The organism is Flavobacterium sp. 9, from assembly GCF_002754195.1.
Classification (GTDB): Bacteria; Bacteroidota; Bacteroidia; order Flavobacteriales; family Flavobacteriaceae; genus Flavobacterium.
The window spans coordinates 288,342-307,409 of sequence record NZ_PEEU01000001.1 but is presented as its reverse complement, the minus strand read 5'-3'; the positions used below and the strand labels follow the sequence as shown (position 1 = coordinate 307,409).

Here is a 19,068-nt window from a genome sequence, read left to right as displayed (position 1 = left end):
AAAAGGTTTTTTATAAGAACTAATTACACCAATTTCAAAGGTAATTCTTTGGAATTGGTGGTTAGTTTAATATAATATCATAAAAAATAATTTAACACATAGAAACATAGCTTTTGTTTATTTAAAAAAGAGGCGTTTCACTTGGTTTTAATACACATAGCTATGCGTTTTATTTCAAGTGAAACGCCTTATACGATTTGTTAAGTTATGTTTCTATGTGTTTAAAATTTGAGTTTACATTAGATTTCCAGCTCTTTTTTAGAAATAGGAAGTTCAGCCAAAAATTCGATTTTCAAAACCGTTCCATTATGGTTTTCCATTGTGAATTTGGCATCCAAATCCGCACTTAATCCTTTGATCAGACTTAAACCAAAAGAGTTGATTTTCTTTGAAGAAAAGTCAGTGTCGATTCCAACTCCATTGTCTTGAATTGTCAGTAAATAGTAGTTATTTGCGGTCTCTTCGAGCGTTACATAAATCATTCCGCTGCGATCATCCGGAAAAGCATATTTGATCGAATTGGTAATCGCTTCATTCAAAATAAGTCCTAACGGAATCGCCTGTGCAACATCTAATTCCAACGGATCTACTTTGATTTCGAAACGTATTCTTTGTCCAAGATTAAACGATTCTCTTAAATACTCGATTAATTCCCGAATATAATTAGGCATATTTATCGTCGAAATATTCTCAGAATTATAAAGTTTCTGATGAATTAAGGACATTGAATGAATCCTGTGTTGGCTATTTTTTATCGCTGATAACGCCATATCATTATCCAGATATGCCGATTGTGAATTCAAAAGACTAATAACCGTTTGAAGATTGTTTTTTACACGATGATGAATTTCTTTTAAAAGCCATTCTTTTTCATGTAATAAATGCCTCAGATTCGTGTTTTTCAGTTTGATTTCTTTCTCTTTAAGCTCCAGTTTAGCGTGATTTCGTTTCTTTAATCGGTAACGGTTATAAAGCAAACCAATTGTAATTGACAATAAAATCAAACTCCATATCGAAAGATTATTCAGCAGTTTTGATTTTTGTAATTCACTTTTTTGTAACGAAGACTGATTGTTCAAAAACTTGATTTTTTGTTCTTTATTCAGTGTTTCATATTGAATTTTTAGTTCTTCGATTTGTTTGTTTTTTGAAAAATCAACCAAAGAATCGTTTAGTTTTTTATAAGTCTGAAAATGCTTCAACGCTCCTTGATAATTGCCATTTAAAGAATCTATTACAGACAAAGAAAGCTCCAGATTCTCAGAAGTATAATTTCGTTTATAAGTTTTTGAAAGCGTCAGAATCTTGTCCGCATAAAATTTAGCTTCCACAGGTCTGTGTCTGTGTGCGTAAAAAGCAGTCATTGAAGAGTACGAATTTAATACATCAAACAACGTTTCAGGACCTGTAAGTTTTTGTGCGTTGAGATCCATTTCTTTAAAATAGTTTTCTGCCAGCGCGTAGTTTTTTAAGCGTTCGTAGCAAACGGCTCTCACATTATTAACGATCATTTTATCAAAAACATCTGTTGGAGGATATTTCAGTACAATATTATTGATATAATCTACGGCTTCCGTCGTTTTTCCTCTGGAGAAAAGTGCTGCAACAAGACTCACAAAACTTCTGTAAAAACCACCACTATTAATATTTTGATGTCCGGCTTCTACACTTTTTTTATACAAATCCAGCGCTTCTTCATAATGACCAAGTGTAAGATATACGTTGCCAAAACGGAGATAAAATATATCGGCAAAATTATAATCATTGATCGTTTCCATTGTTTTTACACTCTTTAGAGCATAATACAAAGCACTTTTTGTGTTGTAGCGCAAAAGTTCAACATAGGATATTGTACCTTCGGTAAAGTGTGTATGCTTAAAACCGTATTGCCTTTGGTAGTATAAATTTTGATAAAATTCTTTGAGCGCAAGTTTAATATTTCCGGTATAATAATGCACAGTGATAAGCCTCATGTGCATTTCTATTTTTTTATCTTCTAAACCTAAATCCGTATATAATTTTATAACTTGATTTAAAAGAATTTCCTTTTGCGGATCTTGGTATGGCAGATATAAAGCTTGATTTGCCAATGCATCAGCCAATGCTTTTTGATCGTTTTGCTTTTTGCATTGAGTGACAACTTTTTCAAAACAGTTTTTACTTTCAATTGGATTATTCGCCTGAGCGTAATATTTGCCAAGAAGCATTAAACTCTGATTTTGCCATTTTTGGATTTTGAGCTTATTACTAAGTTCGAGAGCTTCTTTTATGTTCGAAAAAGCATTTTGAAGATCTTGCGGTTTTGTTCCCGGTTTAAAAAGGTAAAAACTTCCAAGCTGAAGCAATAATTTAATTCTATCCGTATTTTTTGAATTTTCTAAAAGTTGGTTTACAGCTTTGAAATTTCCTTTGTCGATAAATTCAGATCCGGGTAAAACATTTTCTTTAGATTCATTAAAACCTTCATCATAACTTAGCGAAAGAGGTAAATTATAAGCTTTGACCGCTAAAACTGCAGAACTGTCTTCATCAATTTTTCCCTGATTTTTTCCATACAAAAACATCGAACAAAGCTGAATCAAGACTCTCTTTTTCTTTAAATCATATTGTGCTGTCGAGGAAGGTAATTGTGCAAAAGAAGGAACAGAAATAAAAACCAATAGAAGAAAACAGTAACAATATTTCATAGTTTATTTAGTATTTGTAATCTTGGCTTTTACCGGAATCAAAGATAGAAATAAACGAGAAGGATTGTTAATTTTATGAAGATTAAACTGAAACGATAAAGTAATTTATGATTATGATATCAAAAGAGAGGCTATTTTTAGAAATAGTAAGTTTTAAATATAGAATTTTCAGAATATCTATTCCTTTTCTAGAATCAGAATAAAAAAAATCCCTTTTTTTGATCCGCGTTTTCGCTTTAACGAATCAGTTAAATCAGCGTCTTTATAATAACGCGGATAAAACGGATTTTAAATTTAATTGAAATGCATAAAAAAACTGCGTAAAAGAATTCAATTCTACGCAGTTTTCAGAGTTATAAAACAAGGATTTAATTATCCGTGTGCAGCCACAGAAACATCAGCCCATTCTTCCCAGGTTGCAATTTTTTGTTCGTAAGTTTGTTTTGCAAATGGCAACGCTACTTTTCCTAAGAATAAACGTAAAGGTGGATTTTCGGCTTCAACCAATTTAACAATCGCAGGTACAGTAGCGCTTGTTTTTCCAAAAGTATCAGGATCATGTCCATCCGCAATTGCTTTTCTAATTCCGTCATAAACAGGAATATTTTCGCTGTTGAATCCGTTACCCCAAATATCAGTAACATAACCATTTGGCTCAACCAAACTTACATTGATTCCAAATTGTTTTACCTCTTGAGAAAGAGTTTCAGTAAGACCTTCTACAGCAAATTTAGTAGCATTATAAAGACCTAAATTTGGTAAAGTTGTGATTCCCAAAATAGAAGAAACCTGAATAATGTGACCACTTTTTTGATTTCTCATAATTGGTAAAACAGCTTGAGTTAACCAAAGTGTACCAAAGAAATTAGTTTCAAATTGTGCTCTCGCTTCTTTTTCGCTTGCTTCTTCAACAGCGCCATTTAAAGCATAACCAGCATTATTGATTAAGATATCAATAGTTCCAAAGTGTTCTTGTACTTTTCGTACGACAGCAAACGAATCTTCGCGGTTGTTTACGTCAAGCGTAAGAGGTAAAATTGCGTCTCCGTATTTTGCCTTCAAATCATTAAGAGATTCAATATTTCTGGCTGTTGCAGCTACCTTGTATCCTTTTTCTAAAAATGCTTCTGTCCAGGCTCTACCAAATCCTTTTGTTGATCCTGAAATTAAAATTGTTTTTGACATAATATTTAATTGTTAATGGTTAATTGTGAATTGTAAATTGATGTTTTGTGTAATTGATATTCGTTTATAATTGATATTGAATTTTGTAATTGATATTGTTTTTTATTATAAATATGACCGAAAGGTCATTTTTATGATAAAAAAAATTAGAGTGTGTTTTCCTCTATAATTTTTTTTAGGTTTTTTGTGATGATTTTCATCTTATCATTATTGCCTGACATTCTCGAAATTAAGTGACCGCCTTCCATCATTGCAAACATTATGACTGCAAATTCTTCGGCATTCCATTCCGGATTAAATTCTCCGTTTGCGATTCCTTTATTGACACTATTTTCCAATAATTGCTGATTTGCGTTACAGCCTTTATTTATTTTCTCCTTTACAATAGGGTTGGTGTCATCGGCTTCTGTACCAAAATTCAATAAAGGACACCCTCCAGTAAGAGGCGGATTTACAGCATTACTAAAGAAATCTATATAAGTATAAAGTTCCTCTTTTGCCGTTTTGCTTTTACTGATTTCAAGTAAAAGTTTATCGCCCAAAACCTTCATATTATGATCAACTGCAGCGCAGGCAAGAACGTCTTTGTTTTCAAAATGAACATACATACTTCCTTTCGACAACTTCGTAGCCTCCATAATATCACTCATAGCAGTTGCGGCAATCCCTTTTGTATTAAAAATTGGTGCTGCTTTTTCTATAATGAATTGTCTGGTTTCTTCTCCCTTTGTCATGATAGTTTTCATTTATCGAGTACAAATATATGACCGATTGGTCATATATGCAAATGTTTTTCATTTTTTATGATAAGTTTCACATTTTAAGTCTTTTATTTTTTTTTGGTTATTGTGTTTGTAGAGTGGGTTTTAATCGCGCAAAGACGCAAAGTCGCAAAGTTTTATATTTATTGGCAAACATTAAAAAGATCTGCGGTATCTGCTTAAATCTTTTTTAAATCTGCGAGAAACAAAAAAACTTTGCGACTTTGCGTCTTTGCGCGCATATTTCGCAACAGAAAAAAACTAGCGAGCTCAGGCATTATCAAAAAAATCATAAATTTCAAGAAATATTTTTATTTATGTATTTAACTACGTAGTTTTGTATTTTAATTTTATTTGATATGAAACCGATAATTATTCCAATAGAAAATAAATATGCAGATGCTGTAGTAGATTTAGTTTTAAGCATTCAGCAAAAAGAATTTAATGTTCCAATTACATTAGAAGATCAGCCGGATTTATTGAATATTACCAATTTTTATTATGCTAGCGGCGGAGGTTTTTGGGGCGCTTTTATCAATGAAGAATTGGTTGGTACAATTGCTTTGGTAAAATTCAGTGATTCTGAAGCTGCGATCAGAAAAATGTTTGTAAAAAAGGAATTCCGAGGAAAAGAGTTTTCAATTGCACAGAAATTATTAGAGACTTTGATCGATTATTGCAAAGAAAATGGAATCGATGATTTATATTTGGGAACTGTATCGATTTTAGAAGCTGCTTTGCGTTTTTACGAAAGAAACAATTTTGTGACAGTTGAGAAAGAATCGCTTCCAACAGCATTTCCGATAATGAGCGCAGACAATGTATTTTGTCATTTAAAACTAAAAAAATAAGGATGAATATTATTGATGAATCGGGGATTTTAGCCATTTCAACGCGATTACAGCGTCTCAGTGAGCAATTGCGCAAAGACGGTGCTTTGTTTTATAAATCGTACGGAATTGATTTTGAGCCTAAATGGTTTCCGGTTATTTATACCTTACATCACAAAGGAGTTTTGAGTGTTGTCGAAATCGCAAACGAAATCGGTTATACACATCCTTCGACTATTAGTTTGCTCAAAGAATTGGAAAAGCAAAAACTGATACGTTCGAAAAAAGATAAAATCGACGAACGAAAACGTCTTATTGTTCTAACCACAAAAGGGCAGGAGCTTATTTTGAAAATGGAACCTGTTTGGGGCGTAATGACACAAGTTCTTTCTGATATTGCAGACAATCAGAATAATTTACTTAAAGCAATTGACGAAGCCGAAAACAAGATTTTGCACCAAAGTTTTTTGCAAAGAGCTTTACAATTAAAGAGCGAAAACGAAAATCAATAATTAAGGGTTTAAACACTTAAAGTCTTTTTTCTAAAAGCTGATGGAGTAGTGCCGCGGTGTTTTTTGAAGATTTTATTCAAATGACTTTCATCATTAAAACCCAATTCATTTGCAATTTCTCCAACACGTAAATCACTATAAAGCAATCTGTTTTCTACCAGTTTTATTCGGTATTTCGAAATATAATCCTGTAAAGTTTCGTTTGCTTGTTTTTTAAAATACCTTCCTAAATACGTTTCCGAAATTCCAAACTTCTCGCTCATAACCGTTACACTCAGTTTTTCAGGTTCATAGATATGAGTTTGAATATATTCTAACAACGTATGCGCTTTTCCATCAGATTGTTTGTTGATATTTTCCGGTAGATATTCAGAGATATTTCGGGCAATAATTACAATCAAAGTATTAATTAATAACTGGATAAGTTCGGTATTGTATAAAGTAGGATTGTGATATTCATGCCTAATGGCTTCGATAACGGGATGAACGAGATTTTTATCTGTAATTCTTTTCAAAATACATCCGGGCTGATGATGCGCATGATGCAAAATATATTCAAGTTTGTAAAGATTGTTAGAAGTAAAAGGTCCGTTTTTGATATAAATATCAGTAAAACGCAATTGAAAAATGGTCGTTTTTTCCTTTATTTCCAAAGAATGAAAATCTTGAGGTGTTATTAAAAATAAATGCCCAGGTTCATATGATAATCTATTTTGATTAATAGTTTGAATTCCGGTTCCGGATACAATATAAAGCAGTTCAAAGAAATTATTTCCCACTTTAGTTTGCAGTGATTCCGTTATTTCGCTAAAAATAACTTCATACGGAAGATATATATTATTCTTTATCATAACCTCTTATTACTATATTAACGAAGAATATTACAATTTATATTTTATTAAATCAGTATAATTTTGCTCAAAGTTAAACTTAATATTTTAATGATGGACAAAATCGAAGAAAAAATCGCACTACAACAATTTGAAAAACAAAAAAATACATTGCCAATTGCTCCCGCATCTTTTTTCGCAATGACATTAGGATTAGCAGAAACAGGAAATGCATGGAGAAATGCTGCATCATTGTGGAACGTGCCAATTTATATTGGTGAAATTTTAGAAATGCTCGCTGTGCTTTCGTTTATTTGGTGGTTAACGCTTTATTGCAACAAATGGATTCAGCATAGAAAGTTGGCCGTAAGTGAATTCAATGATCCTGTTCAATCTTCATTTTTGGCATTAATTCCCGAGTCTGTAATTTTGGTCGCAATTGCCGTTCACGTTTATGATAATTCGATTGCTATCGCTTTATTTTGGATAGGTTCAGTTCTAAATCTTATTTATGGTGCTTACAAATTTTCAGGTTTATGGACACAGGAACGTGAAGCGCACCAAACAACACCGTCTTTGTTTTTGACCTTTACGGCAAGTATTTTGGTTAATGCACTTGCAGCAGGATTGTTAGGATATACAAATTACGGTTTTGTACTTCTCGGAATCGGAACTATTTCGTGGTTGATTATGGATTCTGTAATTACAAATCAACTCACAGTTGGCGGACTTGGCGCAAAAACGAGAAATTTTATGGGAATTTATATGGCGCCTGCGGTTGTTTTATTTGTCGCATATCAGGTTTTGACAGGTAAAAGCGGTAATATTTCAATTACTTACGCATTAATGGGATATGCTTTGTTTCTTTTTGTTTCGATAACTTTTGCTATAAAATGGCTTAAAGAACAAGCTTTTGCACCCGGATATTGGGCTTATACTTTCGGGATTGCTACTTTGTCGCAAGGTTTGTCGATTTTTGCTTTAAAAACCGCCGATTCTGCTGTTATGATATTGGCTTTAATTGTTTTTTGTCTGACGAATATTGTTGTTTTAGGAGTAGCAATTGGGTCTGTAAAACTTGTTTTGAAAGGCAGTTATTTTCCAAAATAAATAAGATTCAAAATTTATTATTTCTAACCAAATCAATAATAACGTGATAGATAATATTGCTTTATATACTGCTTTATATATTGATTTGGTTATTGATGCTTATTAATTCTGTAGCAGTATAACCAAATTGTTTTTTAAAGGCATAAGAGAAATGCGATAAGTTCTCAAAACCAACTTCATAACAAACATCAATTGTTTTTTTCTTGTTTTTGCTTAGCTGATAATGGGCAAGATCCAGCCTTTTTTTCGTCAGCCATTTTTGCGGAGTTGTGTCGAAATACTTTTTAAAATCGCGATTAAAAGTCGACAAACTTCTTCCGGTAAGATAACCAAGTCTTTCCAGCGGCATGTTGAACATAAAATTACGTTCCATAAAATTAACCAAATCAATTTTTCCAGGTTCTTCAAAATTCCCCAGAATATTATCTATTTCAGGATCTATTGATCTTAGAATACTTATTGCTTCCGTTATTTTCAAGTCGGCGATATTTGCAGGAAGTGTGGTCATCTCAAAATACGGAATCAAGGACACAAGACAACTTTCGAGTAACGGATGATTGTTATAAGAATATATTTTTGGCTGTATGTTAGTTTTTAATTTTATATCCAGATTTGCATAGAAATCTTTTAATTTTTCAGTCGACAAATGCATCACAACGGTTTTATGAGGTTGTCCGTCTTTTGGATAATTTATAATCGTTGCAAGTTGATTTCTAGGAATCAGAAAAATATCTCCTTTCTTAAAAATATGAATTCCATCAGTTTGCACAATCTTTGTTTCGCCCGAAATAAACCAAACCAACATATGCTGATCAAACATTATATCCGATTTAAAAAACTTATCTTCATAACAAGAAAGCTTAATATCCGGCGTTATATATTTTGCTTCGTATTCCATTTTTTGCGGTAATTAGATGTTGTTTTTTTCGATTATATCCTGCGTTGAACAAAGTTAGTGACATTTGTGTAAGGTTTAAATCCAAGAGTGTAAGGAACTTTAGTTTTGCACAAAATTGCCATAATCATTGTCATTCCGAGGAACGAGGAATCTCCACAAGTAGCTCGACAAAGATTGGCGATTTTGCCTGAGTCCCGAAGCTTCGGGATTGTGGAGATTCCTCGTTCCTCGGAATGACAAAAATACGCGGACCAACTTTGAAAAATAAGCTTTTATAAAAGTTCCTTACACTCTTGGTTCAAATCGCTTCTGTTCTTTTGCTTTTAATTTTATCTATTGTTAAGAGACGAAAATTTACATTCAAAACAGTATAATTGTATAACTTTTCTCATAAATTATGTAACTTTTTTTAATTTTAATTCAAGATTTTTGATTTGTTATACATTAGAATATCTACCATTTGTATTTTTTTAATCCTTAAAATCCCAAACCTTATGAGAACTATTAACCAAATTACTATTGTTGCAAGCGTGCTAATGACCTTATTTAGCTGCGCAAATGACAAAGACAAAGATATCGATTCAAATCCTGGAACAACCACGAATCCTGTAGAAGGAAATGCTGCTAACACCACTTATAAACCTGCATTTGAAGGGCAAACGCGTATAAATGGAGTTCAAACCAATACACCTTATCAAGGAGTTGTTCTTGCTACAAGCTTAACAAGTCCTTGGGGAATAAAAAGTCTTCCGGATGGCAGATTATTAATTACCGAGAAAGGCGGAACGATGCGCATTGCAACTACAGCCGGAGTTTTGAGTGCTCCAATAACTGGTATTCCTGCTGTTAATGCTGCCGGACAAGGTGGTTTATTAGGATTAACTATTGATCCGGAATTTACTGCAAATCGCATGGTTTACTGGGTTTTTGCAGAAGCGACAACAGGCGGAAATAATACGGCTGTAGCCAAAGGAAAACTATCAGCTGACGAAAAAACAATCGAAGGAGCAACCGTAATTTACAGAGCTAAACCTGCCAACGCAAGTACGCTGCATTATGGCGGACGTATTCTTTTTGATAAATCAGGTTTTCTTGTAATAAGCACGGGAGAACGTTCTGTATTAGAAACCAGACCATTGGCACAATCAGTTACAGCAGGTTTGGGAAAAGTAATCAGAATAACAAAAGACGGGCAGCCTGCAACCGGAAATCCTACTTTTACGCAAGCCGGAGCTTTACCGGAATTGTATAGTTATGGTCATAGAAACCCACAAGGTTTAGCACTTAATCCCGTGACAAACGAAATCTGGTTGGCAGAGCACGGACCAAGAGGAGGAGATGAAATTAACCGCATAAAACCTGGTGCAAATTACGGATGGCCAACAATTACCTACGGAATAGAATATAGCGGAGAAAAAGTTGGTGCAGGAATTCAGCAACAAGATGGTTTAGAGCAACCGGTTTATTACTGGGATCCAGTGGTTTCGCCAAGCGGAATGATTTTTTACACCGGTAATCGCGTTCCTGAATGGCAAAATAATCTTTTCATAGGCGCTTTAAGCGGAATGCATATCGTGCGTCTTGCGATAAAAAACAATAAAGTGATTGGTGAAGAAAGACTTCTAGCTTCAGAAAATCAACGTTTTAGAGATGTAACACAAGGAAACGACGGAGCTTTATACGCCATTACAGACGGCGGAAGGCTGTACAAAATCGATAAAAAATAAGAATCAATTTCAACATATGTTCTTTTATGATAAAAGAATGCAAAAAATGGTGCTGTATAGCGCCATTTTTTTTGTTAGGCATAAAACGTTATTAGAGACGTTTTTTAAATTTTCTCCGCTGCTAGCGCACAATATCATTAAGTTAATCTTTTAGAAAATAAAATCCGTTTTTATCTGCGTTTTTACGAAGTAAATCTGTTTTATCCGCGTCAAAATTAGACGCTGATTTTACTGATTCGCAAAAGCGAAAACGCTGATAAAAACGGATTTTTCTAATTACTTTCCTGATTAAACTGTTAAGTAATTTTGTAGATTTCCCCTTAGCTTAATGACATTGAGCTAAAGCAGGAGGCTATTCAGTAAAACAAAAAAAGATTTTACATTAGTTAACATCAAAAGTTATTCTCGTCATTTCTTCACTTACCAACCATAATCTTTTGGCATTATCCTTGTCAAGCGAATATAATTTTACTCCGGGAGTTATAGAAGAATCGGTTGCAATTGAAGCAATTTCAACATCTTCACAATATACACCGCCATTATTTTCAAGAAGCGGACTCGTTGCGCACCAAACCGTAGTTGCAGCGCCTTGCGGAATCGTTTTTAGATTTGCTAAAATTTCCGGTCGAATATTTCCATCAGCATCGCAAAGTCCCATTTTCTGAAATAAATCTAATGAAGCTTCTCTAGCAAGTTCAGTTCCATTGATAGATCCCGGATGCAGGGAATAAGATCTCACACCAAATTCTTTTGCGCGATTGTCCAATTCGAGAGCAAATAAATTACATGCCGTTTTGGATTGTCCGTAAGCTTGTAAAGTTTCGTATTCTTTGTGTAAAAAATTAGGATCATCAAAATCAAAAGAGCCAAATTGATGTCCTTGCGATGATACACTTATTACTCTCGCAGCTTTGGCTTTTTTAAGCGCTGGCCATAATCTTGCCGTAAGTTGAAATTGTGCCAAATAATTCGTAGCCAATTGCGATTCGATTCCGCGATTGTCACGACGATATGGAAACCACATAATTCCGGCATTATTAATCAATAAATGTAAAGGCCTTCCTGACGAAAGAAATTTTTGGGCAAATGCATCTATAGAATCAGGATTCATTAAATCCATTATTTCCAATTCTACATTTGGAATATCTTTTAAGTTTTTCTTTGCTTTCTCAATATCTCTTGCAGGAACGATTACTCTTGCTCCGGCTTCGGCAAGAATTTTTACGGTTTCTAAACCAATTCCGGTATTACCGCCTGTTACAATTGCAATTTTTCCCGTAAGGTCAATTCCGTTGATAACTTCGTTTGTGGTTGATTTTGCATTAAATCCTGAACCAATTGCTTTTTGGAAAGTTCCCTGATAATTGTTTGTTTTCATTTTTGTGTGCTTTTTAAGTAATTATTATAAGGCAAAGTTATTGGGAACTTAAAAGACGAAGTTTGTTCAGAATGTCATTTTACTTTGTTTAAAACGTCATTTTGTTTTGTTGGATTTTTAATAAGAAAGTGTAGTCCCTACGGGACATTTTTTCTGTGTGTGATAAGTTTTTTTTACCAATATTTAACTCCTAAAGGAGTATTATCTGTTGAAATTCTATAATAAAAGGTTTTTATTATATCTAAAAGGAATATCTCGGAGAGATTAAATGTTGGTAGAACATAAAATACAAACCACATCAAAATTGTCCCGTAGGGACTAAACACAAATTTGGTGGTCATAATATAATGTATGTTCAATAACTCAAACTAGTAAAATATCACTCAAAAAGTTTACTATTTGTAAATAAGTACGCAATTCCAAAATAGAATTGTTAAGGAATGTTTGCTTCGAAAACGTTTTCTGTTTTGTTCAAAATGTTGATCAAAATCGGTTATTTCACCCGTATTTAAAGGAATTTGGGTGTCATTTTCAATTCATTAGCATTTTTATTTTTTACAAATCCTTAACAATTGCGGTGCTTTAATTTGCTTTTCTTTAACAATTACATAATTTTCATTTATTTACTATTTATAAAAATCATTGTTTATTTGCGTCAATAAATTTAATATTTGTAAACAAATTAACCATGAAAACAATTTACAAGGCAATTTTTATTTTTTCGGTTGCACTTTTTGCGCAGAACATGACGGCGCAAAAAGCTACCATAAGCGGAACTGTTACCGACTCACAATCTCCACTGCCGGGAGCAACTATTATATTATCTAACAATCAAAAAGCAACAACTGATTTCAGTGGTTATTTTACGATTCAGGATGTTAGATCTGGTAGTTTAGAATTACAAATCGCCTATATAGGATATGAAACAAAAAATATAAAAGTTGAAGTAAAAGACAATCAACATGTTAGTTTAGGAATAATTCGCTTAGAAACCAATTCAAAAGAATTAAGCGAAGTAGTTGTAAGCGGAATGAGTCAAAGAAATAGTGAAGCAAGAGCGCTGAACATGCAAAAAAAATCGATGAGCATTGTAAATGTAATTGCGGCTGACGGAATAGGAAAACTTCCGGATCGTAATGCTGCCGAAACTGTTCAGCGTATGCCTGGAGTTTCTATCGAAAGAGATCAGGGCGAGGGACGTTTCGTTTCGGTAAGAGGTTTACCGCCATTTTGGTCTTCAACAACAATCAACGGAAACAGAATTCCAACTGCCGAAGAAGAAACCACTTCGAGAGCTACAGCATTTGACTTTTTTCCGTCTGATCTTATTGCTTATGTTGAAGCTACAAAAGCACTTACGCCAGATATGGATGGCGATGCAATTGGTGGAAGCGTAAATTTTACGACACAAACAGCTCCAACAAAAAGAACTATTAAAGCAAGTATTTTTAGCGGATACAATCAAAAATCGGATAAAGGAATTTACAGCGGATCACTTACTATTGGTGACAAAAGTAAAAACGGAAAATTTGGATACATTATTAATGGTACTTATTGGGACAGAAACTGGGCAACAGATAATTATGAAGCCAGAAGAAATGGTGACCAGGGAGTTTACAGATTAGAATTAAGAGATTATACGGGAATAAGAAAAACTACGGGATTGAATGCTGCAATGGAATTTAATCCTTCTTCGAGAGATAAAATTTTCCTGAAAGCAACTTACGGAGGACTTTCTGATACTGAAACGCATTATAAACACAGAATCAGATTTGACAAATTCAATAGTACTACAAATGCTTTAACGGTTGAACAACAAGATATTCACAACGAATTGATGACGCAATTTCTTGGTCTTGATTTAGGCGGAAAACATCAATTGGCAAACGGAACTTTAGACTGGAGTCTGGCTTCCTACAGAAACAAATTCAAATACGGAAATATTCCAAATGCAGAAGACAATAGTTATTTTTTAATTCAATTTAATCAAACCGGAGTTGGCGTTAAACCTGAATATTTAAACACAGTTCCTGTTGCATCTGGCGGAGCTGGCGGACCAAGAGCATATTGGGCTGCTGATGGCGGAATGCTTGATCCGAATAATCCAAAATCGATATTTGATTTTTACTCAGATCCAAATTTCAAAACAGATCCAACAAAGATGAAGTTTTCTACTTTGGAATTATACAAAATCAGCATCGTAGAAAGAGACAATATTATTGCTGCGGTAAACTACGAACACAATTTTAATGAAAGTCTGAAATTGAAGTTTGGTGCGAAATTAACAGACAAAGATCGTATCGCAACTTTTAGAGACGAATATTATAATTGGACAGGATCGCCAACGCCATTTTTATCAAACTATGGTTCAGATTTAATCAATCAGCCTGGCGGAACAGATTATATGAGACGTGAAACAGGAACTAATATTGGAAACACTTTTGGTCCGGTTTTATCTGGAAACGGAATGAACAATTTATATAATTCGGCTAAGGGGAGTTTGGTTCTAAATCCAACAGATTCTCAAATTCCTGAATTAGGAAAAGGTTTAGGAAGAAACTTTAATGTTGGTGAAACTACATCTTCTGGTTATGCAATGGCAACGTATTCAATATCTGACAAATGGACTGTTTTAGGAGGTGTTAGAGTTACCAATACAATTACACAAGTTACAGGTAAAACAGTTGAAAATAATGTAGTTGTTGATGCCGAAAACACAAAAACATACACTTCAGTATTACCAATGTTACACGTTAAATATACGCCGGTTGAGAATTTAAACCTTCGTTTTGCTACAACAAGAACCTTTGCAAGACCAAACTTTGGAGACATTTCTCCAGCTGGATCTTTGAACACAATTGATGGCGAATATGCAGGAGGAAACCCAAATTTGAATCCAACTTATTCTTGGAACTTTGATTTATTGGGAGAATATTTCTTAGATGAAGTTGGTGTAATCAACGCCGGAGTTTTCTATAAATCGATTACAGATCCAATTTTTGACGACACGTATCAAGGTACAATAAACGGAATTCCTAATATCGAAATCAGTTCGCCTACAAACGGTGGTAACGCTTGGATTGGCGGAGTAGAATTTGGAATCACAAAAAGATTCAGCTTCTTGCCTGGATTCTTAAAATATTTTGGAACTCAGATCAATGCAACTTTCATGAATTCTGAAATGACTTTAGGACAAAACACCAATAATCCAAACGGAAGAAAAGTGTCAACTCCTTATCAGGCAAAAGAATTATACAACCTGCAATTGTTCTATGAAACGGGCAAACTTAACGTGAGAGCAGCATTCAACCATAAAGGGGCATACGCAATAAGTTTTGATGCAAATGCCAAGAATACAGATATGAATGACATTTATTACGGTAAATATAACTCACTTGATTTCTCGGCTTCTTATAAAGTAGGAGATCATTTTACAATCTTCAGTGATGTAAATAACGTTTTGAATGAGCCATTAATGTATCATTTTGGAGAAACACCAAACAGACCAAAACAGGTAGAATATTATGGTGCAAAATTTAATCTTGGTTTAAAATATAATTTATAGACAACTATAAGTTAACTCGTTGGATGCTGGCAGGTTTTATTTTTACAGTTTATTTTTTTTGAACCAACCCCATCCAGCGAGTTTCTAAAAACTATAGAGAAACACATATTTAAACTTTACAACCACACAACTATTACGCTAAATCTCAAAAACTAATGTCTAAAAAAGCATCTAATTTCAGGTTTATATTAAAAACATCCATTGCGGCATTTGGTACTTATTTTTGTATGTATGCGTTCCGTAAACCCTTTACTGTAGCGACATTTGACCACATGTCTTTTTGGGGAATTGACTATAAAATCTTGTTGATTCTGGCTCAGGTTTTAGGATATACACTTTCTAAATTTTTAGGAATCAAGATTATATCCGAATTAAAATCGGCAAAGAGAACTTTATATTTAATCAGTTTTATAGCCATTTCTGAGTTAGCTTTATTAGGATTTGCATTAGTTCCGGCGCCATACAATATTCTGTTTTTATTCATAAACGGATTGCCTTTGGGAATGATCTGGGGAATCGTTTTCTCCTATATCGAAGGAAGAAAAACTACCGAATTATTAGGAGTTATTCTCTGTTCGAGTTTTATAGTTTCTTCCGGAGCCGCAAAATCCGTTGGAGTATTTGTCTTGACGGTTTTGGGATGCAATGAGTTTTGGATGCCTTTTGTTTCGGGTTTAATATTTATAATTCCGTTAATCGTATTTTCATTGTTTTTGGAGAAAATCCCAAATCCTGATAGCGAAGATTTAGCTTTAAAATCAAAACGAAAACCACTGAGCAAAAAAGAACGCGCTTCATTATTTCAGCAATTTGCATTTCCGTTAACGGCAATAATTATATTCTATGCAATGCTTACGGCAATGAGAGAATTCAGGGATAATTTTGCCAGAGAATTGTGGGATACATTGGGATATAAAGAAAGTATTTCGATTTATATGTACTCAGAAATTCCTATTGCGATTTCAGTTCTCGTTATTTTAGGGTTTTTAGGAAGCATGAAAAACAACTACAAAGCTTTCAAAAATTATCATTTAGTATTGTTTTTAGGTTCATTACTTATTGGCGCAACAACATTCTTGTTTCAAAAGCATTTAATATCGCCACTTCCGTGGATGATGATCTCGGGATTTGGAATGTACGTTTGCTATATTCCGTTCAACGGTTTGTTTTTTGATCGAATGATTGCCACTTACAAAATAGACGGAAACACAGGATTTTTAATCTACATCGCCGATGCTTTTGGATATTTAGGAAGTGTTTTAGTTTTGTTTTTCAAGAATTTCGGAGACAAGAACATTTCCTTATTAAGCTTTTTTACCACTTGTATTTATCTGTTATCCTTTGTTGGGATAATCACAACTATAATGTCCTTTAATTACTTTAAAAGGAAATTCAAAAAAACATCAAAAATTAGTACAGCACCTTTATACACTTGAAATAAAGGAAAAGAATAGAATAAAATCAGCATAAAACAAATTACACAAACACAAACACATGAAAGAGAAATATGATTTAATAATCGTTGGTTCAGGCGTTTTAGGTACATTTCATGCCTATCATGCTTTACTAAAAGGAATGTCAGTTGCCATTCTGGAAAAAAACAGCAAACCCGAAGGCGCAACAGTTAGAAATTTTGGTCAGGTTGTACCTTCCGGAATGGACAGAAAGTGGCAAAACTTCGGAAAAGAAAGTTTAAAGATTTATAAAGATATTCAGTCACAATTTGATATTAATCTTCGTCAAAACGGAACGGTATATTTAGCTTCAAATGAAGAAGAAATGCAATTAATTGAAGAATTGCATCAAATAAATATAGCAAATGATTACGAATCAAATTTGTTGACCAAAGAACAATGTTTGGCAAAATACGCCGGATTACGTTCTGATTATTGTACGGGAGGATTATTTTTTCCGCAAGAAGTAACCGTTGAACCTGCAACAATGATTCATAAACTGCATCAATATATGACCGCAAATTTAGGTCTGGATTTATATATGAATACCACGGTTTTGAATACCGAAAACAGAAACAATGAAGTAATTGCAACAACTTCAGGAGGATTAGAATACAAAGCTTCGAAAATGATTATTTGTAACGGAAGTGATTTCAAAATACTATATCCTGAAATTTATAACAACAGCGATTTAGTAGTTTCAAAACTTCAGATGCTGCAAACAAAACCTCAGAATAATTACAAATTAGATGGTTCTATTCTGACCGGATTAACGATTAGAAGATACGAATCTTTTGAAGAATGTAAATCGTACGCAGGAATCAAAGCAAAGGAAAATCCGGATAGTTTTGAGAAAAGATACGGCGTTCATATTTTATTCAAACAAGCTTTGGACGGATCTGTAATTCTTGGAGATTCTCACGAATATGCTGCTGCAAAAGATATAGATTCTCTAGGATTTGATTTGAATATGGACATCGATAATTTCATGATTGAAGAAGCCAAAAAGATCATCGATTTACCAACTTACGAAATCCAAAACAGATGGTCAGGAATGTATTCGCAATGCAAAACCAAAGATATTTTTGAACATACTGTTGGTGAAAATATTCACATCATAACCGGAATAGGAGGAAAGGGAATGACTGGAAGCGCAGGATTTGCGAAACATAACATTGATAAAATTTTTAACGCTTAAGCTAAAAAAATATAGCGACAGATTTTAAAAATTAAAATAATATTTGAACCGTTAAGAGATTAAGAAAAGTTAAGCTTAGCTTCTTAATATAACTTAATTTCTTAATGGTAAAAAAAACAAATACACACAAAATGAAAATTAATGAAATTGAAATGGTTGTTTTTGACATGGCCGGAACAACAATAAATGAACAAAATATAGTCTATAAATCACTACATAAATCCATCAATAAATTCGGAATTGATGTTTCTCTTGAATTGGTGCTTTCGTTAGGAGCAGGAAAAGAAAAACATCAGGCGATAAAAGATATTTTAAAGCATATCAATATTACAGACGCCAATAAATCGGAGGAAATATTTGAATATTTTAAAGAAACATTAGACCAAGAATACCTTACAGCTAAAGTTTTGCCTATTGAAGGCGTAGAAAATGTGCTTCAAAATCTTAAAAAAGATGGCGTAAAAGTAGTTTTAAATACTGGTTATAGCAGCCATGTTGCAAATACTTTATTAGAAAAACTAAACTGGAAAAAAGACCATCAGTTTGATGCATTAATCACGGCAGATGATGTAGAATTAGGACGCCCTTTTCCGGATATGATACACAAAGCGATGCAATTATTCGAAATCAAAGATGCTTCAAAAGTATTGAAAGCAGGAGATTCAGCAATTGATATCGAAGAAGGTAAAAATGCTAAATGCGGAATTACGATTGGCGTTTTATCCGGAGCACAAACCAGATCACAACTCGAAGAAGCAAAACCGGATTATATCCTGGATTCTCTTGCTTCGTTGGACAGCATTATGAATTAAAACATAATATTTTAAAAATTAAAATATTATTTGAACCATTAAGATATTAAGAGAAATTAAGTCAAGCTTCTTAATATAACTTAATCTCTTAATGGTAAAAAATAAAAAAATGAATGTTTAA

Annotated in this window: 14 protein-coding genes; 8 read left to right on the top strand and 6 right to left on the bottom strand. The window is 33.4% G+C overall.

Annotated elements, in window-relative coordinates; translation table 11 throughout:
* Nucleotides 1-239: 239 nt before the first annotated feature.
* From CLU81_RS01140 to CLU81_RS01130, 3 genes are all read right to left on the bottom strand, one after another.
* Nucleotides 240-2,687: a sensor histidine kinase gene (locus CLU81_RS01140; RefSeq protein ID WP_099708145.1), complete on the bottom strand. Its 2,448-nt coding sequence runs from the start codon at nucleotides 2,685-2,687 to the stop codon at nucleotides 240-242.
* Between the two features lie 372 nt (nucleotides 2,688-3,059).
* The gene (locus CLU81_RS01135) at nucleotides 3,060-3,872 is read right to left on the bottom strand and encodes an SDR family NAD(P)-dependent oxidoreductase (protein WP_099708144.1); all 813 of its coding nucleotides are present in this window, start codon (nucleotides 3,870-3,872) and stop codon (nucleotides 3,060-3,062) included.
* Between the two features lie 146 nt (nucleotides 3,873-4,018).
* Nucleotides 4,019-4,606 (bottom strand): TetR/AcrR family transcriptional regulator, encoded by a 588-nt coding sequence (locus CLU81_RS01130; protein WP_099708143.1) that lies wholly within the window; start codon nucleotides 4,604-4,606, stop codon nucleotides 4,019-4,021.
* 386 nt (nucleotides 4,607-4,992) lie between these two features.
* Here CLU81_RS01130 and CLU81_RS01125 point away from each other — a divergent pair, with 386 nt between their 5' ends.
* Nucleotides 4,993-5,484, top strand: coding sequence for a GNAT family N-acetyltransferase (locus CLU81_RS01125; protein ID WP_099708142.1), 492 nt, complete (start codon nucleotides 4,993-4,995; stop codon nucleotides 5,482-5,484).
* Between the two features lie 2 nt (nucleotides 5,485-5,486).
* Nucleotides 5,487-5,975: a MarR family winged helix-turn-helix transcriptional regulator gene (locus tag CLU81_RS01120; protein WP_099708141.1), complete on the top strand. Its 489-nt coding sequence runs from the start codon at nucleotides 5,487-5,489 to the stop codon at nucleotides 5,973-5,975.
* A gap of 8 nt (nucleotides 5,976-5,983) precedes the next feature.
* On the opposite strand, the gene CLU81_RS01115 is transcribed toward CLU81_RS01120, so the two are convergent.
* Nucleotides 5,984-6,826: an AraC family transcriptional regulator gene (locus CLU81_RS01115; protein ID WP_099708140.1), complete on the bottom strand. Its 843-nt coding sequence runs from the start codon at nucleotides 6,824-6,826 to the stop codon at nucleotides 5,984-5,986.
* Between the two features lie 90 nt (nucleotides 6,827-6,916).
* Between CLU81_RS01115 and CLU81_RS01110 the strand changes: the two genes are divergently transcribed.
* Nucleotides 6,917-7,915, top strand: a complete 999-nt coding sequence (locus tag CLU81_RS01110; protein ID WP_099708139.1) for a hypothetical protein — start codon at nucleotides 6,917-6,919, stop codon at nucleotides 7,913-7,915.
* Between the two features lie 73 nt (nucleotides 7,916-7,988).
* Here the strand turns inward: CLU81_RS01110 and CLU81_RS01105 are convergent, their stop codons facing one another.
* The gene (locus CLU81_RS01105; protein WP_099708138.1) at nucleotides 7,989-8,813 is read right to left on the bottom strand and encodes a helix-turn-helix domain-containing protein; all 825 of its coding nucleotides are present in this window, start codon (nucleotides 8,811-8,813) and stop codon (nucleotides 7,989-7,991) included.
* A 494-nt stretch (nucleotides 8,814-9,307) separates the two neighbouring features.
* On the opposite strand from CLU81_RS01105, the gene CLU81_RS01100 reads away from it, so the two are divergent.
* Complete coding sequence (locus CLU81_RS01100; RefSeq protein ID WP_099708137.1) at nucleotides 9,308-10,540, top strand: PQQ-dependent sugar dehydrogenase; 1,233 nt, start codon at nucleotides 9,308-9,310, stop codon at nucleotides 10,538-10,540.
* Nucleotides 10,541-10,922: 382 nt separating this feature from the next.
* Here CLU81_RS01100 and CLU81_RS01095 read toward each other — a convergent pair whose 3' ends face one another.
* Complete coding sequence (locus CLU81_RS01095; protein ID WP_099708136.1) at nucleotides 10,923-11,918, bottom strand: SDR family NAD(P)-dependent oxidoreductase; 996 nt, start codon at nucleotides 11,916-11,918, stop codon at nucleotides 10,923-10,925.
* Nucleotides 11,919-12,606: 688 nt separating this feature from the next.
* On the opposite strand from CLU81_RS01095, the gene CLU81_RS01090 reads away from it, so the two are divergent.
* The 4 genes from CLU81_RS01090 (at nucleotide 12,607) to CLU81_RS01075 (ending at nucleotide 18,947) form a co-directional block, all read left to right on the top strand.
* A complete protein-coding gene (locus CLU81_RS01090; protein WP_099708135.1) occupies nucleotides 12,607-15,483 on the top strand; it encodes a TonB-dependent receptor in 2,877 nt (958 codons plus the stop codon).
* A gap of 155 nt (nucleotides 15,484-15,638) precedes the next feature.
* On the top strand, nucleotides 15,639-16,919 hold the full coding sequence (locus tag CLU81_RS01085) for a DUF5690 family protein (RefSeq protein WP_199174539.1): 1,281 nt from the start codon (nucleotides 15,639-15,641) through the stop codon (nucleotides 16,917-16,919).
* A 58-nt stretch (nucleotides 16,920-16,977) separates the two neighbouring features.
* Nucleotides 16,978-18,135: a TIGR03364 family FAD-dependent oxidoreductase gene (locus tag CLU81_RS01080; protein WP_099708134.1), complete on the top strand. Its 1,158-nt coding sequence runs from the start codon at nucleotides 16,978-16,980 to the stop codon at nucleotides 18,133-18,135.
* Nucleotides 18,136-18,266: 131 nt separating this feature from the next.
* Nucleotides 18,267-18,947 (top strand): phosphonatase-like hydrolase, encoded by a 681-nt coding sequence (locus tag CLU81_RS01075; RefSeq protein WP_099712630.1) that lies wholly within the window; start codon nucleotides 18,267-18,269, stop codon nucleotides 18,945-18,947.
* The last annotated feature ends 121 nt before the right edge of the window (nucleotides 18,948-19,068 follow it).